21 protein-coding genes are annotated in these 25351 nt (G+C 64.6%); 7 read left to right on the plus strand and 14 right to left on the minus strand.

Going from position 1 to position 25351, the window contains the following annotated elements; translation table 11 throughout:
* Window positions 1-121: 121 nt before the first annotated feature.
* The 3 genes from ftsX to KK141_RS09140 form a co-directional block, all read right to left on the minus strand.
* Entirely contained in the window at window positions 122-1072 is a 951-nt protein-coding gene (gene ftsX / locus KK141_RS09130) for a permease-like cell division protein FtsX (protein ID WP_345777545.1), read from the minus strand.
* A gap of 26 nt (window positions 1073-1098) precedes the next feature.
* Window positions 1099-1776, minus strand: a complete 678-nt coding sequence (ftsE, locus tag KK141_RS09135; protein WP_214569413.1) for a cell division ATP-binding protein FtsE — start codon at window positions 1774-1776, stop codon at window positions 1099-1101.
* 115 nt (window positions 1777-1891) lie between these two features.
* On the minus strand, window positions 1892-3628 hold the full coding sequence (locus KK141_RS09140; protein WP_214569414.1) for a DEAD/DEAH box helicase: 1737 nt from the start codon (window positions 3626-3628) through the stop codon (window positions 1892-1894).
* A gap of 429 nt (window positions 3629-4057) precedes the next feature.
* Here KK141_RS09140 and trxA point away from each other — a divergent pair, with 429 nt between their 5' ends.
* The 3 genes from trxA (at window position 4058) to KK141_RS09155 (ending at window position 7559) form a co-directional block, all read left to right on the plus strand.
* Complete coding sequence (gene trxA, locus KK141_RS09145) at window positions 4058-4384, plus strand: thioredoxin TrxA (RefSeq protein ID WP_167252709.1); 327 nt, start codon at window positions 4058-4060, stop codon at window positions 4382-4384.
* Window positions 4385-4552: 168 nt separating this feature from the next.
* Entirely contained in the window at window positions 4553-6316 is a 1764-nt protein-coding gene (rho, locus tag KK141_RS09150; protein ID WP_214569415.1) for a transcription termination factor Rho, read from the plus strand.
* 247 nt (window positions 6317-6563) lie between these two features.
* Entirely contained in the window at window positions 6564-7559 is a 996-nt protein-coding gene (locus KK141_RS09155; RefSeq protein ID WP_214569416.1) for a hypothetical protein, read from the plus strand.
* Window positions 7560-7651: 92 nt separating this feature from the next.
* On the opposite strand, the gene pbpC is transcribed toward KK141_RS09155, so the two are convergent.
* The 3 genes from pbpC to KK141_RS09170 all read right to left on the minus strand — a co-directional run bounded on the left by pbpC (window position 7652) and on the right by KK141_RS09170 (window position 16163).
* Window positions 7652-10006: a penicillin-binding protein 1C gene (pbpC, locus tag KK141_RS09160; protein WP_345777541.1), complete on the minus strand. Its 2355-nt coding sequence runs from the start codon at window positions 10004-10006 to the stop codon at window positions 7652-7654.
* 120 nt (window positions 10007-10126) lie between these two features.
* A complete protein-coding gene (locus KK141_RS09165) occupies window positions 10127-15109 on the minus strand; it encodes an alpha-2-macroglobulin (protein WP_214569418.1) in 4983 nt (1660 codons plus the stop codon).
* A gap of 220 nt (window positions 15110-15329) precedes the next feature.
* Entirely contained in the window at window positions 15330-16163 is an 834-nt protein-coding gene (locus tag KK141_RS09170; protein ID WP_214569419.1) for an oxidoreductase, read from the minus strand.
* Window positions 16164-16236: 73 nt separating this feature from the next.
* Here KK141_RS09170 and KK141_RS09175 point away from each other — a divergent pair, with 73 nt between their 5' ends.
* Window positions 16237-16668 carry a MerR family DNA-binding protein gene (locus KK141_RS09175; protein WP_214569420.1) on the plus strand — a complete coding sequence of 144 codons (432 nt, stop codon included), beginning with the start codon at window positions 16237-16239 and terminating at the stop codon, window positions 16666-16668.
* Between the two features lie 11 nt (window positions 16669-16679).
* On the opposite strand, the gene KK141_RS09180 is transcribed toward KK141_RS09175, so the two are convergent.
* The 8 genes from KK141_RS09180 to KK141_RS09215 form a co-directional block, all read right to left on the minus strand.
* Window positions 16680-17303, minus strand: coding sequence for a hypothetical protein (locus KK141_RS09180; RefSeq protein WP_214569421.1), 624 nt, complete (start codon window positions 17301-17303; stop codon window positions 16680-16682).
* Window positions 17300-18637 carry a serine hydrolase domain-containing protein gene (locus KK141_RS09185; protein WP_214569467.1) on the minus strand — a complete coding sequence of 446 codons (1338 nt, stop codon included), beginning with the start codon at window positions 18635-18637 and terminating at the stop codon, window positions 17300-17302. The genes KK141_RS09180 and KK141_RS09185 overlap by 4 nt, the downstream gene beginning before the upstream one ends.
* 107 nt (window positions 18638-18744) lie before the next feature.
* A complete protein-coding gene (locus KK141_RS09190; protein ID WP_214569422.1) occupies window positions 18745-19182 on the minus strand; it encodes a VOC family protein in 438 nt (145 codons plus the stop codon).
* A gap of 22 nt (window positions 19183-19204) precedes the next feature.
* On the minus strand, window positions 19205-19825 hold the full coding sequence (locus KK141_RS09195) for a cytochrome c oxidase assembly factor Coa1 family protein (protein WP_214569423.1): 621 nt from the start codon (window positions 19823-19825) through the stop codon (window positions 19205-19207).
* Window positions 19826-19863: 38 nt separating this feature from the next.
* Complete coding sequence (locus tag KK141_RS09200) at window positions 19864-20217, minus strand: hypothetical protein (protein WP_214569424.1); 354 nt, start codon at window positions 20215-20217, stop codon at window positions 19864-19866.
* Between the two features lie 37 nt (window positions 20218-20254).
* On the minus strand, window positions 20255-20623 hold the full coding sequence (locus KK141_RS09205) for a hypothetical protein (RefSeq protein WP_214569425.1): 369 nt from the start codon (window positions 20621-20623) through the stop codon (window positions 20255-20257).
* A 30-nt stretch (window positions 20624-20653) separates the two neighbouring features.
* Window positions 20654-22162, minus strand: coding sequence for an alpha/beta hydrolase (locus KK141_RS09210; protein ID WP_214569426.1), 1509 nt, complete (start codon window positions 22160-22162; stop codon window positions 20654-20656).
* Window positions 22163-22376: 214 nt separating this feature from the next.
* Window positions 22377-22874, minus strand: coding sequence for a pentapeptide repeat-containing protein (locus KK141_RS09215; protein WP_214569427.1), 498 nt, complete (start codon window positions 22872-22874; stop codon window positions 22377-22379).
* A gap of 649 nt (window positions 22875-23523) precedes the next feature.
* On the opposite strand from KK141_RS09215, the gene KK141_RS09220 reads away from it, so the two are divergent.
* From KK141_RS09220 to KK141_RS09230, 3 genes are all read left to right on the plus strand, one after another.
* On the plus strand, window positions 23524-23832 hold the full coding sequence (locus tag KK141_RS09220) for a hypothetical protein (protein WP_214569428.1): 309 nt from the start codon (window positions 23524-23526) through the stop codon (window positions 23830-23832).
* Window positions 23833-23939: 107 nt separating this feature from the next.
* Window positions 23940-24767, plus strand: coding sequence for a hypothetical protein (locus tag KK141_RS09225; protein WP_214569429.1), 828 nt, complete (start codon window positions 23940-23942; stop codon window positions 24765-24767).
* A gap of 133 nt (window positions 24768-24900) precedes the next feature.
* Window positions 24901-25254, plus strand: a complete 354-nt coding sequence (locus KK141_RS09230) for a hypothetical protein (RefSeq protein WP_214569430.1) — start codon at window positions 24901-24903, stop codon at window positions 25252-25254.
* Window positions 25255-25351: the final 97 nt, after the last annotated feature.

The following is a 25351-nucleotide window of genomic DNA, read 5'->3' on the forward strand; positions in this document are numbered from 1 at the left end:
ATCCACGCTCAGCGGCCTCCTTGCCGAACCATCGATGGACGCCCCCTTGCGCCCCCCATCCGGGCATCTTGCCCTGCCGGCGCGGCGGCTGCCTGCGACCGGCGTCACTTTCGTTATTGTCCTAAGCGGCCTTGCGCAACTGCCAGGCACTGACCAGGCGCGCGCCCAGCCAGCCCAGCACCGCCGCGGCCAGCGGCACGGCGCCCAGCAGCCACAGCGGCAACATGCCGAGCTGAAGCTTGCCCTCGTAGACATGACCGAGCCGTGTCACCGGCTCGGCCAGCGCCATTTCGATCAGCAAGGCCATGCCGGCGGCCAGCACGCCGCTGAACAGGCCGTACCAGATGCCCGCATACAGATAAGGCCGGCGCACGAAGGCGCCGCTGGCGCCGATCAGCATCAGCACGCCGATCTCCTCGCTGCGGCTGGCGATATCCACGCGCACCGTATTGCCCACCACCAGCAGCACGGCCAGCGCCAGCAGGCCGGCCAGGATCAGCACCACCCGGTTGCCCACCCCCAGCAGCGCGTCCAGGCGCTGGCGCCAGGTGCCGCTGTCCTGCACCAGGTCCACGCCCTGCAGGGCGCGCAGGTCGGTGACCAGGCGGGCCACGTCGTCGGCATGGGCGCCGGGTTTGGGCAGCACTTCCACCGCGTAGGGCAGCGGGTTGCTGTCCAGCGTGTTCAGCGCGCCGGAGAAGCCTTGCATCTTGGCCAGCTCGTCCATGCCCTGCTGCGGGCTCTTGATCGTTACCGAGGCCACGTCCGCGCGCTCGCGCAGCTTGGTCGCCATCAGCTCCACCGCCGGCCCGGTCTGGCCCGGCTGCATGAACACCGACACCGCCTGGTTCTGCCCCAGCGCCGCGCCGAGCTGCTGCACATTGCCCAGCAGCAGATAGAAAGTAAGCGGCAGGGCCAGCGCCAGCGCCATCACCGCCACCGTCAGCAAGGTGCCGACCGGGCGCGCCATCAGCCGGCGCAGGCTGGCGCCGGCGCTCCAGGCGTGGTGGTCGCGCCAGCTGGCGACGGGGCGCGGGCGGCTGCGTTCGACCCGGTTGGGCTCAGCCACGATCGGCGTGTCGAGGTTCTGCGGCGCGCTCACAGCACCTCCTCGGAGGCGATATCCGCCACCAGGCGGCCGTGGTCCAGCACCACCACGCGCTTGCGCATGCGCTTGATCAGCGGCAGGTCGTGGCTGGCGATCAGCACGGTGGTGCCGACCTGCTGGAATTCGGCGAACAGGCCCATGATTTCCACCGCCAGCTGCGGATCGAGGTTGCCGGTGGGTTCGTCGGCGATCAGCAAGGTGGGCTTGGCCACGATGGCGCGGGCGATGCCCACGCGCTGCTGCTCGCCGGTGGACAGGGTGGCCGGCAGCTGGCGCTCATAAGCGAGCAGGCCGACTTTCTCCAGCGCCGCGCGCACGCGCCGGCCACGCTCGACCGGGGCGACGCCGCCGATCACCAGCGGCAGTTCCACATTGGCGAAGACGGTGCGGTCCATCAGCAGGCGATGGTCCTGGAACACCATGCCGATGCGCCGGCGCAGCTTGGGGATGCCGCCGCGGCCGATCTTGGCCAGGTTCTGCCCATCGAGCGAGATGCTGCCGTGCGAGGGGCGCTCGATCAGCCCGAGCAGCTTCAGCAGCGTGCTCTTGCCGGCGCCCGAATGGCCGGTGACGAAGGCCATCTCGCCCGGCGCCACCTGAAAAGACAGCTGCGAGAGCGCCTCATGGCCGCCCTCGTAGCGTTTGCTGACTTGGTCGAAGCGGATCACCGCGTGTCCTCGATCCCTGATGCCGCACTGCCCGCAAGGATAAGGGATGCGCGCAGCAAAACGATCACTGCGCAGGCCGCCGCGACGCGATAAGCGTGCGCAGCGGCGAGCAGGTTCAGCGGCCGGTGAACAAGCGCGCGAGGCGGCGGAAGAAACCGGGCTTCTTCGGCGCGGTTTCCTTCGCGTGCACGGCGGCGGTGGCTGCCACCTGGCGCGACGGACGCGGGCCGGCATCGGCGCCGCGCTCGCGCTGGGGACGATGCCCGTCGCGATTGCCGCGCGAACCTTCGCCAGCGGCGGCGGCCGGAGCGGCGTTCTCCACCGGCGCACCCTCGCGGCGGCGGCCGCGGCCGCCACGGCGGCGGCGGCGCTTGTTCGCACCTTCCGCACCGGCGGCATCGCTGCCAGCCGGGGTTTCCGCATGAACGGCCACCGCCTGCGCGGCGTCATCGGCCGCCGGCATGGCTTCGCGCGGCTTGCGCTCGCGCGGCGGACGGCCCTCGCTGGAGCGGCCTTCGCCGGAACGGCGTTCACCCGAGCGGCGCTCGCCGGAACCGCTGCGGCTGCGCGGACCGCGTCCGCCGCCGTCCTTCTCGCGGTTCTCGACCTTGTCGCCGAACGCGGCGCTGTCGGCCGCGGCGTCGGCGGCGTACTGCGCGTCGATCTCGCGCGGCTTGGGCATCACCAGCATTTCGGGATCGATCGCCGCCACCGGGATGCGCTGGCCGATATAGGTTTCGATGTCCGGCAGCGACATGGCGTACAGGTCGCAGGCGAAGCTGACCGCGTCGCCCTCGGCGCCCAGGCGCGCGGTGCGGCCGATGCGGTGCACGTAGTCCTCGGCGTCCTGCGGCAGGTCGTAATTGAAGACGTGGCTGACCGCCGGGATGTGCAGGCCGCGCGCGGCCACGTCGGTGCACACCAGCATGTCGAGCTGGCCGTCCTGGAAGCGCTGCAGCAGCTTCTGGCGCTTCAGCTGCGGCACGTCGCCGGACAGCGCGCCGACGCGGTAGCCCTGGCGCTTGACCCGGTCGGTGATGCGCTCGGCGGCCATCTTGGTGTTGACGAAGATGATGCTGCGGCTCGGGTTGGTGCGCTCGAGCAGGTTCAGCAGCAGCGGCATCTTCTCCTCCTTGGAGGGGAAGTAGACCACCTGGCGCACGCGGTCGGCGGTGACGTTCTCGGTCTCCACCACCAGCTTCTCGGCGTTGTGCATGTGCTCGTAGGCCAGCTCCAGCACGCGGTGGCTGAGGGTGGCCGAGAACAGCAGCACCTGGCGCTGCTCGCGCGCCGGCAGGCGGCGGAAGATGAAGCGCACGTCCTTGATGAAGCCGAGGTCGAACATGCGGTCGGCCTCGTCGATCACCATCACTTCGACGCCGTTGAGGCCGAACACGTGCTGCTTGTAGTAGTCGAGCAGGCGGCCGGGCGTGGCGATGATGATGTCGCAGCCGTCCTGCAGCTGCTTGCGCTGCTTGTCGTAGTCGACGCCGCCGTAGATCAGCGCGGTTTTCAGCCCGGTGTGGCGGCCGATGTTGCGCGCGTCCTTGTCGATCTGGATGGCCAGCTCGCGGGTGGGGGCGATGATCAGGGCGCGCGGGTCGCTGTCCTTGCGCTCGGCCACGGCCGGGCTGGTCAGCAGGCGGTTCATCAGGGCGACCAGGAAGGCGCAGGTCTTGCCGGTGCCGGTCTGGGCCTGGCCGGCGACGTCGCGGCCGGTGAGCGCCATGGGCAGGGTCAGCGCCTGGATCGGCGTGCAGCGGGTGAAGCCCGCCTCGTCGAGGCCCTGCTGCAGCAGCGGATGGAGGTCGAAATTGGTGAAAAAGGTATCGGTAAGAACGGTTTCGGACATGGATATGGAGTCGGTGAGGTAGGCGGCCGGATAGCGGCTCGCCCTGTCCCGGCGGCGGTCGGAAAGCCTGAAGGACGGGTTAAGGTGCGGCGCCGGCCAGCGCGACAGGTTGGCCGGTCAGCGGCGAGGGCTCGCGGGCTACCGCGGTGCGCCTCGCGACTGGCGCCGAGGTGGCGGGCCTAGGCAACCGGCAGTTCCGCCGACATAGGGAAACAGGCCCTGCGCCCGTTTTCCTATATCGCCGGAACTGCCGCGAAGGCGGCCCTTGAATCGCTTGAATCGTGCCCTGAGTTACGCTGGAATGGAGGCCTGCCGCAACGGCATCACTTCCTTTTTCCGGTCCGACCCGCGCTTCATGGGCGCCCCAGTGTAGCCGATGCTGGCCGCGCGGTCGTCAAACCATCCCCCGCCTGTCAATCGGAGACCCCGGTGAGCGACCTGATTACCCACGTGAGCGACGACGCCTTCCAGAAGGAAGTGCTGGAGTCCGATACCCCCGTCCTGCTGGACTTCTGGGCCGAATGGTGCGGCCCCTGCAAGGCCATCGCCCCGGCGCTGAACGAGCTGGCCCAGGAGTACGAAGGCAAGCTGCGCATCGCCAAGATCAACATCGACCACAACCAGAAGACGCCCCGCGACTATGGCGTGCGCGGCATCCCCACCCTGATGGTGTTCAAGAACGGCAAGGTCGAAGCCACCCAGATCGGCGCCGTCAGCAAGGGCCAGCTCAAGCAGCTGATCGACAAGTCGATCTGAGCCTTCGATCCGATTACCGGATCTTTCGCACCCGCCGCCCGCTTTACGGCGCCGCGCGGCGGGTGTTAGATTCCTCGGGCCTGTCGGGACTCCCGTCCCCCGCGCCCTTCGCGCCCCGCGCGCACCCTTCCCTCCTGTGATTAACGGCGCCCCCCGTGAGGTTTGCCCGTGTCTGATATCGAAAGCCAAGACCAGAACGACGCCAAGAGCGCCGAGCCCAAGACTGCGTCCGAAACGCCGCGCACCCGCGCACCGCGTAAATCCGCCGCAGCCGCCGCAGCAGCAGCCGCCGAAAGCGCGCCCCGCGTGGAAAAACCCGCGTTCGAGCCGCCGCCGCCGCTGCCGCCCGTACCGGTGCAGGCCAGCCTGCCGGTGGACCAGGCGCCCAGCTTCCAGGGCGATGCCGCACCCCGCGAGGGCGCGCCGCCGCAGCAGGCCCGCGAGGGCGGCCAGCCCCAGCAGGGCGGCCAGAATCCGAACAACGACCGCCGCAACGACCGCAATGACCGCGGCCGCCGCCGGCGCCACGAGCGCAACAACAACCAGCCGCAACAGCAGCAGCGCGGCCAGGGTGGCCAGGGTGGCGGTGGTGGTGGTCAGCAGCACGTCCGCAACAACAACGGCCTGCCGGTGGACGACGATTACGCCGATGCCGGCAGCAACGACCGCCTGATCAACCTCACCGAGCTCAAGCGCAAGAACGCGATCCAGCTGCTGGAATTCGCCGAATCGCTGGGCATCCAGGAAGGCGTCGCCCGCGCCCGCAAGCAGGACGTGGTGTTCAACATCCTCAAGGCCCACGCCCGCTCCGGCGGCGGCATCTGGGCCGAGGGCGTGCTGGAAATCCTGCAGGACGGCTTCGGCTTCCTGCGTTCGGCCGACGAGTCCTACCTGGCCGGCCCCGACGACATCTACGTCTCGCCCAGCCAGATCCGCCGCTTCAACCTGCGCACCGGCGACTACATCACCGGCCGCGTGCGCCACCCGAAGGAAGGCGAGCGCTACTTCGCGCTGCTGAAGGTCGACGACATCAACGGCGACCCGCCGGAAGCGTCGAAGAACAAGATGCTGTTCGAGAACCTGACGCCGCTGTTCCCGCGCAAGGCCTTCCATCTCGAGCGCGGCAACGGCTCCACCGAAGACATCACCGGCCGCATCCTCGACCTGGTGGCGCCGATCGGCCGCGGCCAGCGCGGCCTGATCGTGTCGCAGCCGAAGTCCGGTAAGACGATGATGCTGCAGAACATCGCGCAGGCCATCCAGTACAACCACCCCGACGTGCATCTGATCATGCTGCTGATCGATGAGCGCCCGGAAGAAGTGACCGAAATCGCCCGCACCGTGCGCGCCGAGGTCATCAGCTCCACCTTCGACGAACCCGCCGTGCGCCACGTGCAGGTGGCCGAGATGGTGATCGAGCGCGCCAAGCGCCTGGTCGAGCACAAGAAGGACGTCGTCATTCTGCTCGACTCCATCACCCGCCTGGCCCGCGCCTACAACACCGTAGTGCCCAGCTCCGGCAAGGTGCTCACCGGCGGTGTGGACGCCAACGCCCTGCAGCGCCCGAAGCGCTTCTTCGGCGCCGCGCGCAACGTGGAGGAAGGCGGCTCGCTGACCATCATCGCCACCGCGCTGACCGACACCGGCAGCAAGATGGACGAGGTGATCTACGAAGAGTTCAAGGGCACCGGCAACATGGAAGTGCACCTGAACCGCCGCATCTCCGAGAAGCGCGTCTACCCGGCCATCGACATCAACCGCTCGGGCACCCGCCGCGAAGATCTGCTGATCGACCCGGACATGCTTTCCAAGATCTGGATCCTGCGCAAGCTGCTGCATCCGATGGACGAGCTGGCGGCGATGGAGTTCATGCTGGACAAGATGAAGAACACCAAGACCAACGACGAGTTCTTCAACTCGATGAAGCGCTGACGCCTCACCGCGTTCCGCTCGATAAGGCCGGCTCTACGCCGGCCTTATTTTTTGGCGCAAGCGGACGCACCGCACGCCAACTGAAAATTGGGAGTCTTCCCTAAGCCATCGTGGCTAGCCCAAGCCACATGCGGCTTGCCGCGAATACGGCCGCGCATGTGCGCAAAAATTTCAGAGTTCGCCGCATTTATTCGGGTTTCTGGCTGAGTGTATTCAAGCTTCTCCCTAACGCGAGAGGCATACGCTCATGCAGCACACGAAAGCGCAGCAACCGGGATTCGCACGTTATCTGCCTCTGCTCCTGCTGGCCTTCGCGCCGGCCGCCTTCGCGGAAGACCGCATCCTTCCGGAGATCAACTACACCGGCACGCTGGTCACGTCCAACCCCAATACCGTCGGCAAGGGCGCGCTCATCTTCACGCCCAATCTCATCTACCTGTATGCGAACGAACGCTACGACCGCTCGGGAGAAACCAGGAAGCTCGCGCATCCGTACTCGCAGTGGCAGGTGCTGCTGCCGATCGCCTACGGCATCACGCCGCGCCTCACCGGCAAGTTGAATCTCGGCGCCACGCACACCTCCGAGAACGGCAAGCACACCACCGCCATGCGCGCCACCGACGCTTCCGTGCGCCTGCAATACCTGCTGCAGGCGCCGAGCCGCGACGGCACCCGCGCCGCCATCTCGTTCTTCGTGCAGCACAACCTGCTCACCGCCCCCTACGATTCGCTGCGCGACCACGCCTTCGACGGCATGGGCAGCGGCGCACGCCGCACCACCCTCTCGCTGCTCGCACAACGCACCTTCTGGATGCCGAACGACCGCCCCCTGCGCATCCGCGGCCAGCTCTCGTGGAGCCCGCGCCCACCCGCCGTGCGCCTGCGCGACATCAGCGTGTACAACACACCGCGCGGCTTCCGCGGACGCTACCACCCCGGCGCGCAGCTCAATCTCAGCCTGGGCGCCGAATACAGCATCGATCCGCGTTGGGTACTGGCGCTGGACGTCAGTGCCAACCGCCAGGGGCGCGCATGGCTCGACGGCAACGTGCGCTACAAGGACGGCAAGCCGTGGTCCATGCAGCGCACGGACGACTACAGCGCCGTCTTCAGCGTGACGCCGGGCATCGAATACAACTTCAACAGCCAGTATGGGTTGATCGTGGGGGCGCAGGTGAGTTTTGCGGGGCATAACACGCGGGCGTTCGTCAGTCCGCGGGCGGCGTTCAATATGGCGTATTGAATGAAGGTCGCCGCGATGGAAGAAGAAGCGGATAGGCCGCTTGCCTTCCTCTTATTGCCACATCGGACACCTCAAGCCCGGCAGCGGGAAACCTATGGCGTCGTCAAGCGCGAGCGGGGGCCAAGTGCAGGCGACACGAGCGGCGGCAGGACAGACAGCGAGATGTGCGCGAAGGCGCCATGGTCCGCCAAAGCGGTGATCTGATGCGTCCCCGCCTGTGGCAGGGCCACGCGCATCGGGGCAGCGCCGGAGCTCGATCCCTGCAGCCTCCCATCCACCAGCCATTGCACCTGCTCCACCGTGCCCAGCGCACGCAAGGTGATGGATAGCGGCGCATCGCTATGGGGTGCGGCACGCAGCACCGCGCCATCGCTGATACCGGCGATGCGGATCGGGTTGGCCACTTCCAGTGAATCGGGTTCGCAGCCCGGTGCCAACGGCGGCAGAGCAGAGGCTGCCGCATCCGCGGATGCCAACCATGGGGTGGCGAGCGCAGGCCAACGGGCCAGAGTCACGGCGTGCTCGCCTGCACCGTGACAGGTGGCGCTGAGGCGGCGTTGGTGCGCGTCGACGCGCAAGGTCACCAAGCCACCCATCCAGGCGGAGACATCGCGTTCGGGAAACGTGGGCGGCACGGCACCATCCAGCGTCCATGCGGTGCGGCGGTCGCGGCATAGCGCCGGCGACGTGCTGCCGGCGAGGCCACCAAGCGGCCAGCAGATATCTACCGCACTCACCGACGCCGGGCGTGGCGAGCGCGGGTTGGCATGTGTATTCGGCAACATGCTGGCGACGTTGAACATCAGCGGCAGTGCCGTCACCGCGCCGTACTGGCCTGGCGACGGCGTGCCGTCGGGGCGGCCGATCCATACGCCGAAGGTCCAGTCGTCGGTGACGCCGATGGCCCACGCATCGCGGTAGCCGTAGCTGGTGCCGGTCTTCCAGGCAATGGCGCTCTGCGCGTTCAAGGTACCGTCGAGCGGCGCGCCGGTGACGTCGGCCGGATTGCTGGAAAGGATGTCGCGGATGATCCATGCCGCGCCCGGTGACAACAGCTGCCGCGGCTGTGCCGGCTGCGCGGTCGTGTAGCGCGGCGTGCCCGCCACGCCGCTGTTGGCGAACGCGGAGTACGCACCGACCAGTTCCTCCAATCGAGTGGAGGCGCCACCGAGAATCACTGCCAGGTTGGGCGAGCCACCCGATGGGAAGCGCAAATCGATGCCGCCATTGGCCAGGCGCGCCACGAAGCGATTCGGCCCGACGCGATCGAGCACATCGACAGCCGGCACGTTGAGCGACTGTTGCAATGCCTGCGCCACGCTCACCGGCCCGCGGAAAGCCTCATCGAAGTTGGCGGGACGATAGCCGCCGAAATCCTGCGGCGCATCGACCAGCAGGCTTTGCGAGGTGATCAGCCCATCGTCCAGCGCCAAGCCGTAGAGGAAAGGCTTGAGCGTGGAACCGGGCGAACGCGAAGCGCGCACCATGTCGACATGGCCGAGCCGGCGCGGATCGGCGAACTCGGCGGTGCCCACATAGATGCGCGTTTCCAGCGTGGCATTGTCGACCACCAGCACCGCGGCCGACGTGCGCGGCGGCGTGCGCGACAGGTACTCGCTGACGCGGTCCTCCACCGCCCGCTGCAGGTTGGCGTCGATGGTGGTGACGATGCGCCGCTCGCCCGGTTGCTCGCGGTGCAAGCGTTCTGCCAGCAGCGCCGCATCCAGGGGCGAGCGCAGCGAGCGTGCGGCCACCGGTTCCAGCCTGGCGTCCGCCACCTCGGCCGCACTCCATAGCCCCTCGTCCTGCATCCGCTTGAGCACTTTGTCGCGCGCGCGCCGCGCCGCTTCCGCATGGCGATCCGGACGGAACGTGCTGGGCGATTGCGGCAGCACCGTGAGCAAGGCTGCTTCGGCATGCGACAGCTGCCGCGCCGGCTTGCCGAGATAAGCCCATGAAGCCGCCTCCACGCCTTCGATCGGCCCGCCGAACGGTGCGTGGTTGAGGTAGATATCCAGGATCTGCGCCTTGCTCAGATGCGCTTCCAGCTGCAGGGCGCGGAAGATCTGCACCACCTTGCCGGTGACCGTATGCGGCATCGGCATCACGATGCGCGCCACCTGCATGGTCAAGGTGGACCCTCCGGAAACAGCACGGCCATGACGCAGCACACCCCAAGCCGCGCGCGCCAAGGCCAGCGGATTCACGCCGGGATGGCGATAGAACGCGCGGTCCTCATAAGCGAGCAGCGCCTTCAGATACAGCGGCGACACCTGCCCGGCCGAGGTGGGATAGCGCCATACGCCATCGCTGTCGGCAAAAGCGCGCAGCGGCGTGCCGTCCTTCGCCAGCACCACGGTGCTGCCGGTATCCGGCGCCGGCAGGCGCAATGGGAAAAGGCGATCCAGCAGCACCGCCGCCAACAGGACGCCAAGGCCACCCACCACAAGCGCGCGCCATAAACGACGCCACCACCTGCGAGGCGGCGTCTTCTGGCTGGAGGGATCGGAAGTGCTCATCGATCGGATTGCCAACCGGGCCGCGCGGAGCGCGCGGCCCGGCGGCACTCAGGGTTCTTCGACCGTGAGCTGGGCAGGCGTCGCCGCACCGTAGCCACGGATGCCAGGCCGATACATGTCCTCCACCAGGGGCGGCGGCACCGTGTAGGTTCCCGGCGTCACGGCGCGGACCACATAGAACACGCGCGCCACGTTGCCACGCCGCAGCTTGAGGGCCGCCGCATAGCGGTCGTCGCGATACTCTTCGTGCACCACGTCGGCCGCACCTTCGTGCTCGTCGAGCCGGATGCCTTCGACCACCACGCCCTCCCACTGCTTGGCGCCACCCAGGTTGAGGTTCTCCACCTCCAGGCCGCCGGGCTGCAGGTCGGTAACCAAGGCATCGGGCATGTCCACCCGCGCTTCCATGCTCACCTCCACGATCAAGGTGTCGCCCTCGCGCAGCTTGCCGCCCGGCCAGGGATGGCCATCGGTGGTGAAGTAGCTGCGGCGCACGTCGATCTGGCTGGCATCGGCGGCCGGCGCCTTCTGCGGAATGCCCGCCACGTCCAGCGTGGCGAATACGGTGCCCTTGTCGGCGCCTTGCACGGTCACGCCGCTCTCCAGTTCCGCCGGCGTGAGATCGCGCACCCAGATCGTCTGGCCTTCCGGCGCGCTTTCCGTCTTGCTGCCCACCCGCACTGTGGCGGCAAGCGTGCCGCGGCCCGCGGCGTCGAAGGTATGCGCCACGCGTGCGATCGCCACCTGCTCCTGCGTGCTCAGGTACGACCACGACCAGTGGTAGTACGGCACCTTTTCGTCGGTGGACTTCACCTTGGTGGTCGCATTGCGCGCCCAGTCGACCAGCTTCGCGTCGTACTCGGCTTTGTTGAGCCCATAGGCATGGGCCAGCGACACCATCACGCCCAGGTCGCGCAGCTCGGAACCGTAATCGCCCACGTACCAGGGGCGCTCCTTGTCCCAGGCAAACGCTTCCTGGATCGCCTTCTGCGCGCGCTCGTTATCGCCCATCAGCTTGAACGCCACAGCAAAATGGACCAGCGGCAGCGGACCCACCAGCTTGTTCCGCTCGTTGTCGAAGACCGCGCGCAGCGTGCCCAGCGGCGCCCGGTTGACGCGGGCGAGCACATAGCCGGAGTAAGCCTCGTCGGCGATGCGCATGTGGTCGTGATGCTCGTACGAGTAGTACGGATGCCCACCGGCTAGCAGGTCGTCGTTGAGCCGCTGCAGCGCCTTCTGCAGCACCTCCTGCGGCACGGCGAAACCGGCGTCGCGGGCGTCGAGCATGAAGTCGACCGCATAGGGCGTGGTAAAGGTCTCGATCGGACTGGTGCCGCCCCAGAAGCTGAAGTGCCCATTGGCAGCCTGGAACGAGGCGATGCGTGCGAGCGCACTCTCCACCGCCGCCTTGCGTGCAGCCTCGCCGAGGCCCGCCGTGTTCAATGCATGCGCGGTCTTCTCGTCGAGATAGAGCGCCGCATAACCCTTGCTGGTGGTCTGCTCGATGCAACCATAGGGATAGAGCAGCAGATCGTGCAGGGCCGCGCTGTAGGGCAGCGGCGGCAGCATGCTCAGGGTCAGGCGGTTGCGCACCGTCGGCGGCACCAGGCCGCTCATCGCACTGCCATCCAGGCGTACCGGCTTGCCCTCCTCGATCGCCATCGGCACGGTGCTCAGCACTTCCGGCCAGGCGTTGCGCACGGCGAACTCGAAGTGGCGATCCACCTTGTAGTCGTTCAGTTCGGCGTGGATGTCGATCTTGGCCACGGCAACACCGGCATCGGCGGCGACAGGCATGGTCAACGTCGTGCCAGCGCCATCCTTCAACGGCACGCTGCGGGTGGCATCGCTCACCTTGATAAGGCCATCCGCTTTCACGCTGACCTTGGCAACGCCGTCCTTACCCGAAAGATTCTTCAGGTCGATGCTGATCTTCGCCTTGTCGCCGGCCGCCATTACCCGCGGCGTGCTCGGCTCCACCACCAGCGGCGCGCGCACGGTGACCGCGCCGTCGGCGTTGCCGAAGCGCTCGTCCGCATAGGCCAGCGCGGCGAGCCGCAGGCTGCCGTTGAAGTCGGGCACCGGCAGATGCACCGTCGCCCGGCCCTGCGCATCGAACTGCACCGGCGCCGCGAACAGATCGACGATCTGCACCTTCGGGTTCAGACGCGCACCGTGCGGCAAACCCTTGCCACTCATATCGCCGCCGTAGCGCAGCTTGGCTTCGGCACCCTCCATCGCCTCGATGACGCGGCTATAGAGATCGTAAGCCTCCACGCTCAAGGCGCGCTTGGCGAACATCCACGCCCACGCATCCGGCACCGGATAGTTGGTGATATTGAGCACGCCCTGGTCGACGGCCGAGACAGTGACGTAAGCCTTCTTGCCGGAGAGACCTTCCGCCTGCACCGTCACGTCGAGCGCATGCCCGGGGCGCATCAGTGCCGGAGCGGTAAGCTTCAGCGGAATGCGCCGGTCGTTGCGCTCCATCGCCACGTGTTCCACACCCATGGCCCGCGCCGGCGTGGTCTTTTCGGAAGCGTCGCCACCGCGGAATACCGTCGCCACCACGTAGACATCATGGCGTTCCCATTCCTTGGTGACGGGGATCTCGAACGTCGCGCCGGCGGTGGCGTCGATGGTGCGGCTGTAGAGCAGATGATCCGATTCCACCAGCAGCAGGCCAGGACCATCGTGCGGCGGCGTCACCGTCACCTTCATGGTGTCGCCGGCGCGGTAGCGGGCCTTGTCCAGCGCAAGCTTCACCTTGTCCGGGCGCGCTTCCTTGCCGGTGTTCTGGTCTTCCCAGCTATAGCCGGCGAAGAACGGGAACACCGAGGTGAGCTTGGTTTCGGGGTCATAGACCTCCAGCCGGTAGCCGCCCCATTGCACGGGGAAGTCCACTTTCACGCGCTGGCCGGCGGCGACGTCGATGTCCTTCTCTTCCACGAGCGTCAGCTGCACGTTGGCGTTGGATTTCCATTCGTCGCCGTGTTCGTACAGCCAATAGAAGTCGCGGCTTTCCTGCTGCAGGCGCACCTTCAAGTGCTTGCCCGCCACCAGCTTGCCGTCCATATCGGCACGCATCACTTCGAATGCAGCGCGCCCCTCGCTCGGCGCACCTTGCTTGGGATCGAACAGCGGACGGACGCCCGTCAAGGCAGGCGCCGGCCAGTACACGCGATTGAGCATGCGCGTCACCGCACGGCCGCCGGTCTCGTACACGCTGCCGGACAATGTCGCCGTCAGCGGCGCCACGGGCTTCACTTCGTCGGGCAGGTCGATGTCCTGTTCCAGATGGCCTTGCGCGTCGAGCTTGGCGTCGAGCACGTCCGCGGCATCCTTGGGCAGATCCACCAGCGGGTCGCCGAAGAACACGTCGGCCAACGCTGGCAGCGGATGCACTTCGGGCTTGACCAGCAGCTTGGCCGTCACGCGGTTGCCATCGGCCGGCGCGCCATACAGATAGCTGGAAGACACCGCCAGCTTCAGCGGCTCGGACGGCGCCAGGCGCGCCTGCGGGCTGGAGAGATCGAGCTTCAGGCGCTCCGGAAGAAACTCTTCCACATGGAACGGAAAAGCCTGCACCGCTTCCTTGCTGGCCGGATCGAGGCGGAACTCCAGCTGCCACAAGCCGGTGGGCGCGTCCTCCGGAATGGTGCGGCTCAGTTCGAAATAGTTGAGGTCTTTCGGATCGAGCTTGGTATCGACCAGGCTGCGCCCATCGGGCTGCTTCAGGCGCACGAACAGCGCCTGCTGCTTCATCGCCCGTCCGTCGTAGTCGCGCAGCAGCGCGGAGGCGCGCAAGGTCTCGCCCGGGCGGTACAGGTCGCGGCCGGACCAGGCGAACACTTCGAAGGGTGCCTGCTTGCGGCCCGTCACGTCGAAGTTGGAGATATCCAGCGCCGGCCGGTTGAACGGCAGCACGGAGACATCCTTGCCCTTGCGGGCGATCAGCACGTCGGTGGGATCCACCTTGTAGGCGATCAGCGCGTTGCCGTTGTCGTCGGTGGTGGCTTTCAGCTTGGCGGTGCCGTCGGCATTGTCCACCTCCACCGCGACGCCGCTTACCGGCGAGCCGTCATGCAGCGATGCCACATGCAGCAGCGCGTTGTCGCGATAGACGCGCAGATGCAGGCCCAGGTCGCTGACGAAGAACACCGCCGTGTCATAGCTGCCGGAGTACGTGCCGCCCTGCTTGAGAACCGCCATGTAGACGCCGGGCTGGGCCAGCTCTGCCACTTTCTGCACCGGGATATAGGTGATGGTGCGGGCGTTCGGCTCGCCACCCAGCGTGTAGTGATTGGCGTAGACCGATTCGCCCATGTCCGTGATGGGGCGGCGGGTGCGCTTCTGGTCGTTGCAGCGATTCCAGGTGGTGATCTCGTGGTCGAGGTCGTAATTGTTGCGATGCTTGTTGGCGGGGAAGGCGCAGAACACATCCGAGATGGCGTCATCGCGCACGCGGAAGAACTCGATATCCGCGTCGTGGACATTCATCGACACCAGCGGCAGGCCGCGCGATCCCCGCGCAGGCAATACGCTGCCCGAGGAAGCAAAACCCACGGCAGCCGGCATATTGCCGGAGTAGACATCGTGCTTCTGATCCGCGCCGATCGACCGCCCGTCGGCCGCCAATAACCCGCCGCGCACCTGCACCGCGTAATGCTGATCGGCCTGCACGAACGGAAATACCAGAGTCTTGCCGTCGTCCTTGAGGCTCCAGCTCCCGCTGATCGCTTCGCCATTCGGGCCGGCGACCGAAAGCAACTTGTCGAAAGATTGTGCGGATGCCAGCGGTGCGCTGAACACCAAAGCCAGTTCCGTACGCGTGTCCTCGGTACGAGAGCCTGCACTGAGCAAGGCAAAGACAGCCTTTTCCGCCTGCCCCGCCGACGAAGCCGGCGCGGGGTGCCCCTGCAAGGCGGGCTTATCGCTTTCGTGATGGCCGCAACCGGCCAGGGAGACCGCCACGCACAGGACAAAACCGACCACGCCAAAGACGCGGCCGCCAAACAGTTTCCGATCCATAGATATTCCCCCAAGGTACGAAAACAGTCTGGCATGCATTTGTGGCCGAATCGAGGCTTGGGGGTAGCGCCTTGATTGAATCTGCATCTAAAGCTTTAACCGCTACTACCGGCGTAGGTTGGGGTGAGCCAACGGCGAACCCCAACATCGCGATGCGTTTGAAGGTACCGATGTTGGGGTTCGCCTGCGGCTCACCCCAACCTACGCCGTCGCTTCCGTATCAGGCGCCAGCCAGCGATTTCTCGATCCGCCGCATCAACCCATCGAACGCCCGATCGCTCAACCAGCGCCGCAGAAAAAGGATCGTCCGCGCACCTCCCCCCGTGGCGTAACGCGTACGCGGACGCGAAGCGCGCAATGCACGTGCAATCGTCTTGGCAACCACATCCGGCGGCGACACCATCGACGACTTGTCGCTCGCGGCAAACAGGCGTGCATGCATGGCGGCTTGTTCGGCGTAGGCGGTGTGGCCGGAGTAGCGCAGCATGCCTTCCTGGGCAATGCCGGCCCATTCGGTCCGAATGCCGCCAGGTTCCACTACCACCACATCGATGCCGAAAGGCGCCAGTTCCATGCGCAGGCAATCGCTCAAGCCTTCCACGGCAAACTTGGTGGCGTGATACCAGCTGCCCAGCGGCTCGTGCATCTTGCCGCCGATCGAGGTGATGTTGACGATGGTGCCGGAGCGCTGCGCGCGCATCATGGGCAGGCAGAGCTGGATCAGGCGGGCCAGGCCGAAGACGTTGACTTCGAACTGGCGGCGGCCCTCGTCCAGCGGCACGTCTTCCAGCGAGCCGTAAGAGCCGTAGCCGGCGTTATTGATCAGCGCATCCAGGCGCCCTTCGCGCTGGGTCATGGTTTCCACTGCCTGGACGATCGAAGCGTCGTCCGTCAGATCCAGCGGCAACACTTGAATGCCCGCGTCGGACAAGCTTTTCATGCGGTCCACCCGGCGCGCGGCCGCGTAGACCTTGTATCCCTCAAGCGCGAGGCGGCGCGCGGTCGCTTCGCCTATGCCCGACGAGGCGCCGGTAATCAGCACGGTTTTGCTCATGGCCTGCTACTTGGTTGTGGGCGAGGCCCGAGTCTAAACTAGGGTCTATACACCCTAGTCAAGAGCATCCGCCATGCTGATTGCCGAATTCTGCCGGCGCGCCGAGCTGACCCGCGACGCCGTGCGTCTTTACGTAAAGCTCGGACTGGTCAGGCCGAGCGCGGGGACGGCGGGTAGCAACCGCTATCAGCATTTCCACGAGAGCGACGTGGATCGCGTTGCGCTGATCAAGGTCGGCCAGCAGCTGGGCTTTACGCTGAAGCAGATCGTTACCTTGAATAAGGAATACGAGGCGGGTGGTATCGATCAGGCGCGGCGGCTGGCGGTGATGCAGGCGCAGTTGGCGCAGGTGGAAGAAAAGGCCACGCAGCTGGGCAAGCTGCAGAGTTATCTGCAAGCGAAGATCGCCTGGATAGAAACGGGCGAACATGGCGACGAGCCGTCGTTCTGCGGACTTGAAGTGGTTAGCCGCATAGTCGGAGGCAAGCGCACGAGGCTGGCCTGAAGCGATAGTGGCTAAGTACTCCACGTAACAAACAGCGAAATCCCCATAGCCAGCGACATCAGGCCGGTGACCAGCTGCAGCAGCCGCAGGTACGGCGTCAGTTCGTTGATGGAGCGGCCAGGCCGCAATACCGCTCGCTGCAGCCCGGCGGAATGGGGCAGCGCCGACGAAACCGCAAACACGAAGACAAGCGCCAGCACCGTAAGCGGCCCCGGCAGACCCGGCCGGCTGGCCAGGTGAAACTGGTAGTCGCCGAGGATCAGTACATTCCAGACCACGATGGCCAACAGGGCGAAGCTCCAGCGGAAAGCGAAGCCGGAAGGCCGCTCCACCGCCTTGCCTTGCGGCCTGAAACCCACGGAGCGGATGTCATCCAGCACCGCCTCCCTGCTTCCCATGCACCAGAAGACGACTTTCTCCGGATAGTCCAACCGGTTGTGGTTAATGCGAATGCCGCTGGACAGAATGGGGATGGACCCGTAGAGCTCGAACGACACCACTTCCTGATCGGTAAACGTATAGGTTCCGAGCGTTGAAAGCCTGAGCTCTTGCGCGCGGGCGGTCAGTGTTGCCAATGGCCACGACGCATTTACCCAGCCAATGCGCGACCCACCGGTGAACGACACTTCTTTCATGGCTTTGCCTGTCCTTGCTGTTGATCGGCCTGAAGCTGCCGCGCCTTGTCGTACAACTGCTGCGCCTTCGCCTGCTCGCCCTTTGCCTTGTACCCATCCGCCAGGCTGTCCCACGCATTGGCGGATGCGGGAAAGAACTCGGTATTCAACGCCAGCACTCGGATGGCGGCGTCGGCACTGAGGAATTCCAACGCGGCATAGCCGGTGTTGTTGATGATGCGCTCCAACGCTTCGCCCTGGAGCGGCGTGCCGGCCCGGATCTTCTTGCCGTCTTCCGGCCCAGTCGACGGCGCCAACGCATAAGCCATGAGCTTCTCCGACAGCACTTCCGCCGGAAACTTGTCCGGCGCGACCGTAGCCATAGCGCTGCCGACCAAGGTGCGCGACCAGACATTCTTCGCGCTGCCGTTGCTCAGATAGATAAAGACATACATGTCGCCATCGAGACTGTCCTTGTAGACGACACGTACCCGCACCCGTGCGCCACCGTCATGTCCGGCATGCCGATACGCGCCGCTCTCGCCGTATTCCCAACCCGTGGAGAAGTCGCCGCGGCGACCGTCGGACAAGTTCTGCGGCTGCCAGAACTGCTGCAGCGAAGCCTTGCTTACGAGCTCGCCGGAACTCACGGCCTGCAGGAACCTCGCGAGGTCGTCCAGCGTGAGGTAAAGCTCCGCATGTCCATAGCTGTAGGTCGGCCACGCAATCTCGGTTTCCCGCTGCAGCTTGCCGTTCTTGCCGAGATAACCCAGGGCGACGCCACTGGCGGGCAGCGAGGGCCGGCCCAGCCAGGTGTGCTTCAAGCCGAGTTTCCGGATGATGCGTTCACCCGCAATCTGCGGATAAGGCTGGCCGTAATGCGCTTCCAGCAAAGCCGACAGCACCAGATAGTTGGTCTGCGTATAGCGCGTACGGGTGCCGGGCGCGAACAGCATCGGTTTAGGGCCAAGCGATGCGAAGACGTCCTGCACGCTGGCCGGAAAAGCCGTGGGCTGCTCGTTGTCGGAAAAATAATCCGGCACACCGGAGGTGTGATTGAGAAACTGGCGCACCGTGATCCCGCGCCAGCCTTCCGGCAATCCCTGCAGATAAAGACTGGCCGGTTTATCCAGATCCACCGCACCCTGCTCGACCAGCTGCATCACCAGCGTGCTGACGAAAAGCTTGCTCAACGAATAAACCGGAAAGATGGTGCGCGCGGTGATTTTCTCCTTGGCCTGAAGATTGGCATAGCCATCCACGCCGCGAAAAACTTCCTTGCCGTTATGCGTCACCAGCACCGCCTGCCCGGCCATGCCGTAACGCTGCCGGTTGACCTGCAACTGCCGGGTCATGGCGTCCGACAGCGAGTCCTTGCCCGCGCAGGCGATGGCCGGCAGCAGCAGTACAAGCACGAGTGCAACGATGGATAGACGGCGAGTGTTCAAGGCCTTCCCTTTCCTTATCCGAGTTCCTGGGCCAGCCCGATGAGCAAGCCTTCAGGCCCGCGGATATAGCACAGCCGATAAACGTTTCCGTAGTCGACCACCTCGCCCACCAGCTGCGCGCCGTGCTTGCGCAACCGTTCGAGCGTGTCATTAAGGTCGTCCACGGCAAACATTACGCGCAGGTAGCCCAGGGCATTGACCGGAGCGTTGCGGTGATCGGCCACGACAGCCGGCGCCAGAAAACGGGAGAGTTCGAGACGGCTATGGCCGTCCGGCGTGCTCATCATGGCGATCTCGACATGCTGGTCGCCCAGCCCCGTGACGCGACCGGCCCACTCACCTTCGATGGTGGCGCGGCCTTCGAGATTCAGGCCTAACTCGCGAAAGAAGGCGATGGTCGCATCGAGGTCTTCGACGACGATGCCTACGTTGTCCATTCGTTTGATGGCCATGTACCTTGTCTCCGAGCGGCCGTTACTTCTCGCTATCGCTTTGCGCGTTCAGGTCGATCCGATTTTTCGTCGCATCGTCCTCGAATACCGCCTGATTCAGGTGCCACTTGCCCATGGCCTCCGACGCCAGGACGTAGACCGTGCCCTTGCCCTTGGGGCCGTCCACGTCGAAAGCCAGGCTGGCTTTTCCGTCAGCCCCCGAAACCTGGATGCTGCCGGTAGGGATACCAGGTGTGATCGGCGTGCCCAGTATCTGCGACACCTCCGAACTGGCCTGCACTTCGCTAACGGCGAGCTTGTAGGCGTCGGAGCCCTTCATAACGGAGATGACGCTCCAGAAGATCATGCCGAACAACAGCGCGAAAACAACCAGGACGGCAGGGCCCCACATGGCCCATTTCCGCTGCGTGCGCTTGAAGGCATCGACGCTTTCCCAGCGTTTGTTCTGCCACGCCCATGCGCTGCCTTTGAATCCAAGTACAAACCACATGGGTATATTGAAGAAGGGCACGAATATGAGGAACGCGATGAACGTGTTGTTTGCCGCGCCCCAGATCCAGGTGAGGAAGAAAGCGCCCCAGTTCCATTTGTCGATTTCCGGTGGAACGATTGCTGTGCTGCCGCCGCCTGATGTGTTTTCCATGTTCTCCCCCAAAGATTCAGTTGATACGCAATGCCGATTCACGGCGTGAAATTGGCTGACAGTCGGAGCTTGGCATCGTTACCAAGGTACGGCTTGACTCTTTTATGCACCGCAACGCCGCGAAAATGCTCCAGCAGGCAAGTAGAGACACCGTTCTCCGCAAGCCCACCGGCCGCGACGGCCCCGTTGATCAGCTCCGCGAGCGTCTTGCATTGCTTATCCGTCAGATCGACCCTGCCGAGCAGCGGCATCAAAGCCATGTATACGACATGAGGGCTTGAGCTAAGAGGAGACTTACCGTCGCGCCACTCGGCCCATTCGAATGCAAACTCGGGAATGATCGAGGATAGCTGGCGAACGAGGTCCGCTTGTGATGCGAAGTTAATAACCATAGATGGCTTCCATATCGAAGTACGCCCTCGTCCTTAGTTATCCGCCTTCTTCCTCAGCCTTCCCCGAGCGTCTCCACCACTCCCAAAGGAGCGCCGCCATTACAATAAACACGAACAGAACGAAGCCACCGGTCTCTTCTCTTACCACCGGCGGCTCATTGCCCCTCTGCGTTACCACCACGAACTTGAAAGAAAGCAGCAACACATAGTTTCGACGGTGGTAGCTTTCTCCGCCGGCGAATCGATCGCGCCCGCCCAGCACTAAAGGTGTCTGCCCTTTATATGCAGCAAGGGCTTCATTGAATGCCGGAAGCGGCGTCGAGCGGGACCAGAGCGACGTCAAGAAGATCCCGACGGCGCAGAACATCACAAGCCCGATCAGCTGCTTGATGCCGCTTGCTTTCACATAGCCCCCGATATCGGCCGAAAGACCCGACTAGCGCAACGGTACCGCCGCATCCGGCTTCTCAAACGCCACTGCATCCAGCGCCGCCTCACTCGGCAAATCCCCGAATTCCCCCGTCCGCAGAAAGTCGTACACCTTCGCCGCCAGCTCCGGCCGCGTCCGCAGCCACTGGAACGTCCCACCATGCTGTGCACGATGCAGGATCATCATGCGGCTGTTGGGGAACCAGGGGAGCATGGCGAAGGTGTTTTCCATCGGGGTCGAGGGATCCCAATCGCCCTGCACGAATAGTACGGGTGTCGTGTCCCGGACCGGGCGCCGGAAGCTGTCGCCGGCATCCGGCGTGGCCCACTCGCCCTTGGTCGCCAGATAACCGGCGAAATTCCAGCTGCCGATGATCGGCAGCGCGGGATCGGTGCGCAGCAGTGCCTTGCGCTCGGCGCTCATATCCAGGCCGATGTTGATCAGCGGATTGATCAGCGCGCGCGGCTCACCCGCGCGGCCGGCCACGGCGTCCTTGGCCCAGGCGTCGTAATGCCGGTGATAGAGATTGAGTACGAAGCGTGGAAAGGTGGCCGCGTGTTGCGCAGCGTCGAGCAGTGCGGATTGGTAATCCTCCACGCCGAGCACCACACGTTGCGTTGCGCCGTTGGCGTCTTTCACCGTGACGGTGACCGGCGCCTTGGCCAGGCGTTCGCGCACCTCCCACATGGCAGCAACCAGGCCGCCCGCCGGCAGCCAGGGTTTCAGCGCGGGGTCCTGGTCCGCTTCCCACGCGATGCGTTGATAAACGGCGTAGACCTGCGAAGGCATGTCGTAGCCATAATCGAGCGGCTCGGCCGAGGTAATCACCGCGCGCGCCACCAGCCGCGGGTGGGCTTTCATCACGGCGAATGCCCACTGCGAACCGAAGCTCGCGCCGAGCGCGCTGATTTTGTCGTAGCCGAGCGCGTGGCTGAGATCGGCCACGTCATCGGCGATCTCGTTAATGGAATAACCAGAGAGATCGGCCTGCGGATAAGCGGCCTGAGCGCGCCGGGCCAGATCGCGGGTGACGTCGATATCGTCGGCCGCCACGGTGGGCCGGTCGAGCGGCAAGGCCTTGCTGGGGATTTCCATGCGGTCGCCGCGCAGCGTGTAGCCGCGCTGCTCGATCACGATCAGGTCCGCCACCTGCGCATAGCCCTGCCAGACCTTGACGCGCCGCTGCGCGGCGGCGTCGCGGTCGAGCACGATGTCCAGCATGGTGACGCCCGGGCCGCCCACCAGCAGCACGATGGGCGGCGCCTTGGTGGGGTGTGCCGCCTTGACCCGCGCAAAGCCGACGCCGATCAGACGGCTGCCGGGTTTGGCGCGGTTCTCCGGCACGTAGAGCGTGCCGATTTCGTAGGGCACGGTGGAGCCATCGTTGGCCGTGGCGACGCCGGTCTCGATCACCGTCTCGCCGGCGTGGCGGGGCGATTCGGTGGCGGCGGGGGACGACAGGCTGAAGAGTGCTGAGGCAGCGGCGAAAGCGTAAGGCGCGATGCGGAACGTCATGGACCGGATCCTTTCCTTGGCGGTGCGGCGACGGAGGCTGGGCAGACTACCGCTGGCTTCTTTACCACAGGAGGTGTGGGGTGCGCCTGGGCCGGATTGCCCATAAATAAAATGGCGGCGATCACTTCACGTGATTACCGCCATTTCTTTTGTTACCAAGGGGACGGATGCCACTATTCCACCTTAACCAGCCTCGCCTCTTTGGTGCGCAGCACTAGCAAGCCAGTCGCCGTAGCGGGACCAGCTCAGCATCCAGCCCTTCGCAATCCCGCTGGCTGCATCCGTACCAACGGGAGCCATCGGCTCTCCACTCTCCGCCCATGTTGTCATTCCCAAAACTGCAGTTGTCGAATATGCATTCGACCAATCGACAGCCAGCGAACGAACCTCCGTGGAAGGCGCAATGCTTGAACGTAACGCCGACCAAGGTCGCAACGTTGAACATGCATAGATAGAAATCGCATTGTTCAAACGTGCAGTCGATGAAGGAAGCATCGTTATGCAAGCCTTCGCCACGGATCCCGCGAAAGGTGCAGAAGACGAAGGCCTGGTCTTCCCAGGGAATCTCTTCTGGCGCGCAGTTCTCGAAGACTTCATTCTCGATTGGCATATGGCCTTGTCCCTGATGCGCCCGATCCGTCTGTCGAAGCGGATGACGAATGATCCGTTGAGAATTCTCCCTGCAGCGTACGCTGGCGGAGAGGATGGCCATCGACTTGAGCCGAGGCACTAGAGCTAAAGGTCGATGGTATCTCCCCATTTCCCTCTGCTCCCGACACTCGGATTAGACCGAAATGCAGTTGGCAAAGTACGCATCCATGCAGCTTTTGCGGCATCGCGGTTGCGATGCGGGTGCCGGACTACAGACAACCCCAGGTTGCTTTGCTAGTTTTCTTCGCGTTGCCCGCGTTGTTGCTGAAGACGCGTCGCGGGCAACCATGGCAGCAATGTCGTGAGAGCGCGGGCCAAGGGTGCGTCAACACCCCTGACCCGCTAACCATCACCAACTGTACGAGAGTCGATCATGGCTAACCCAGATCATACGGCACACGGCCGCCCGCCGATCCCCTCGGCGGCATCCTCACCACCCACTCGGGCTGTCCGACGACCACGCGGACACGGTTGAAGCACCGCGGTTTAAGAGTTTTCGCAGGAAAGATTCCGAGCCGTCTTACCCGGCGCGTCGCCTTGCGCGACGGCGAAACCCTCTGACACCGCCACACATTTCATCCATCAAGCCGCCCGGCGCCCATCCTGTGGGCCTCCGGTGAGCCCTCGAGTCCGCATGGTCGCGGCACGCCGAGCTTTCAGCGGCGTGCCGTTCTCGGACGAGGGCTGCGGCATCCAGCAAGGAGTTGCTTATGGACACTGTTTTCGGCGAACCCTGGATCGTGCGCCACGCCATCTACTACACCGACCCGGAGGCGGGGCCGGATGCGTTGTTGAATGACGCCACGGAGTGGTTGCAGTACGCCTGCAGCTCAGTCCGATTGTTGGCGGAGCTGGTGCGAGAAGGCGGCGAGGTCGATGCGGACCGGCTGCCGGTGATGTTGGAGGGGATTGGGGTGTTTATCGATATGGGGATGCGGTGCGCGGTGCAGGCGCATTTGAGGATGCAGTGGGAGCAGGTGCGGGAAGAGATGGAGCCTCAAGTCACCGAGCCTGAGTGAGGCCGCATCTATGCAAACTTAGGGAACGAGAGCGGTCGTCCTAAGTTAACTGCTCTCGTCCCTTTTATAGCGTAGGCTAGCGCCACTCAAGGAATGGGGTTCTTCGCATGCACAGCAATGGCGGCGGCGGTGGCGGCGGACAAGGCAATCCCTTCGACAGCATTGGCAAGCGCAAGGGACGTATTGGCCGGACTACCAAGAAGAATATGACCTTGACCGCCGGCTTGGTCGCACCGGAGCTTAAAAAAGGCTTTGACGAGTACAAGAAGCGCGGCTCGCGCAACTCCGCCAGTGGCGAACAGATCGATGCGGCGCATCGCTTCTCCGATCACGGTATCCGCAGCATGTTCCGTACCTTCGGCAAGGAGGCGCTGGCACCAACGATGGCGCATAGCGATTTCAGGCATCAGGTCACCACGTTCGTCGACAGCGTGTGGGATCCGCAGCTGCAATCGAGAGTCCATAACGCTAAGGTAGACACCGCGCGCGACACGCTATTCAGAGGCCATAGCACCGACCCAGGCGGCGGAAAAGCGAGGTTGTCCTACCTGGATGTCGCCAAGATCGGCGAGGGCGTGAGTACGCTAGCCAACCACAGCATCAAGAATATCGGCCCTGGACTAGCCGGCCCTAACCGGAGCATCGGCAAGGCGCCGGACCAACGTTTCATGATGAGCCCCAAGGGGCAGAACTTGGTCAATACGCCAAAAACTCGCGAGCAGAGGCGCGCCGTGGAAGGAGCGGTGGTCAAGTTCAATATGCCCATGTCGCCCAGCCTCAACTATCGCGACAATCCCCGCGGCTCCTCGCAACCCAAACTACCGCGCGCCCCCGTATTCTCGCCCATGCCTGCAGCGAAGAAGTCGACTCCTACTGCTGCGTCGTCAAGTAATGCGGGCGGTAGTGGCGCGGCGAAGCCTAAGACTCGGCGCTAAGATTGAGGTCTGTCGGGTGATTACAGGGCTGACGCGCGGCGCTATTTGAGAAGTGAATCTGACCCCGCTTTTTTGGCTGCAACACGCCGCCTGATCTTTCAGGTTTCAATCGGCCCGGATCGAGGTACACCTCTTGAATAGCGAAGTATCGACGAGCGGCACCTGGGTTTACGGTGCAGCGATTCTTCTGGTTATCGTGATCGGAGCAAGCGGGCTCTACATGGCCCTCTCAGGCTACTTCAAGCATGAGGAGTTGGGCAGCAGAGAGTACTACGCCACCTTGCAGATGGCGGAGTTTGAGAATCGAGGCAACAGGGCACCAAACCCAATTTTAAAGGAAAATTTCGACGGCTCAGGGCTGAACATTCTAGGTGTGCCGAGTGGTGAAGCAGAGGCGCCGAAGGTTTGGATCATTCTCAATAAAGTGTCCGCTGATGAGCATCCCCTGATGATCCCGTGGTACGCCCCCGCTTTCGTAGACGGTTAGCTGCTGGATTTTGAGTTAGCCGCCTCGAACATCATTGGCGCAAGGCCACCCAGATGTCCATGTCGGCGTTGTCGGTTGTAGAAAACCTCGATGTAAT

The organism is Dyella sp. LX-66 (assembly GCF_018599165.1).
Lineage (GTDB): Bacteria > Pseudomonadota > Gammaproteobacteria > Xanthomonadales > Rhodanobacteraceae > Dyella_D > Dyella_D marensis.

Excerpts from the sequence above, each read along its gene's own strand:
- KK141_RS09170 (WP_214569419.1), bottom strand. The coding sequence starts at position 16,163 with ATGAGCAAAACCGTGCTGATTACCGGCGCCTCGTCGGGCATAGGCGAA.
- KK141_RS09215 (WP_214569427.1), bottom strand. The coding sequence starts at position 22,874 with ATGGCCATCCTCTCCGCCAGCGTACGCTGCAGGGAGAATTCTCAACGG.
- KK141_RS09190 (WP_214569422.1), bottom strand. The coding sequence starts at position 19,182 with ATGGCCATCAAACGAATGGACAACGTAGGCATCGTCGTCGAAGACCTC.
- KK141_RS09155 (WP_214569416.1), top strand. The coding sequence starts at position 6,564 with ATGCAGCACACGAAAGCGCAGCAACCGGGATTCGCACGTTATCTGCCT.
- KK141_RS09200 (WP_214569424.1), bottom strand. The coding sequence starts at position 20,217 with ATGGTTATTAACTTCGCATCACAAGCGGACCTCGTTCGCCAGCTATCC.
- KK141_RS09225 (WP_214569429.1), top strand. The coding sequence starts at position 23,940 with ATGCACAGCAATGGCGGCGGCGGTGGCGGCGGACAAGGCAATCCCTTC.
- KK141_RS09220 (WP_214569428.1), top strand. The coding sequence starts at position 23,524 with ATGGACACTGTTTTCGGCGAACCCTGGATCGTGCGCCACGCCATCTAC.
- KK141_RS09175 (WP_214569420.1), top strand. The coding sequence starts at position 16,237 with ATGCTGATTGCCGAATTCTGCCGGCGCGCCGAGCTGACCCGCGACGCC.
- KK141_RS09165 (WP_214569418.1), bottom strand. The coding sequence starts at position 15,109 with ATGGATCGGAAACTGTTTGGCGGCCGCGTCTTTGGCGTGGTCGGTTTT.
- KK141_RS09185 (WP_214569467.1), bottom strand. The coding sequence starts at position 18,637 with ATGACCCGGCAGTTGCAGGTCAACCGGCAGCGTTACGGCATGGCCGGG.
- KK141_RS09195 (WP_214569423.1), bottom strand. The coding sequence starts at position 19,825 with ATGGAAAACACATCAGGCGGCGGCAGCACAGCAATCGTTCCACCGGAA.
- KK141_RS09140 (WP_214569414.1), bottom strand. The coding sequence starts at position 3,628 with ATGTCCGAAACCGTTCTTACCGATACCTTTTTCACCAATTTCGACCTC.
- KK141_RS09210 (WP_214569426.1), bottom strand. The coding sequence starts at position 22,162 with ATGACGTTCCGCATCGCGCCTTACGCTTTCGCCGCTGCCTCAGCACTC.
- KK141_RS09180 (WP_214569421.1), bottom strand. The coding sequence starts at position 17,303 with ATGAAAGAAGTGTCGTTCACCGGTGGGTCGCGCATTGGCTGGGTAAAT.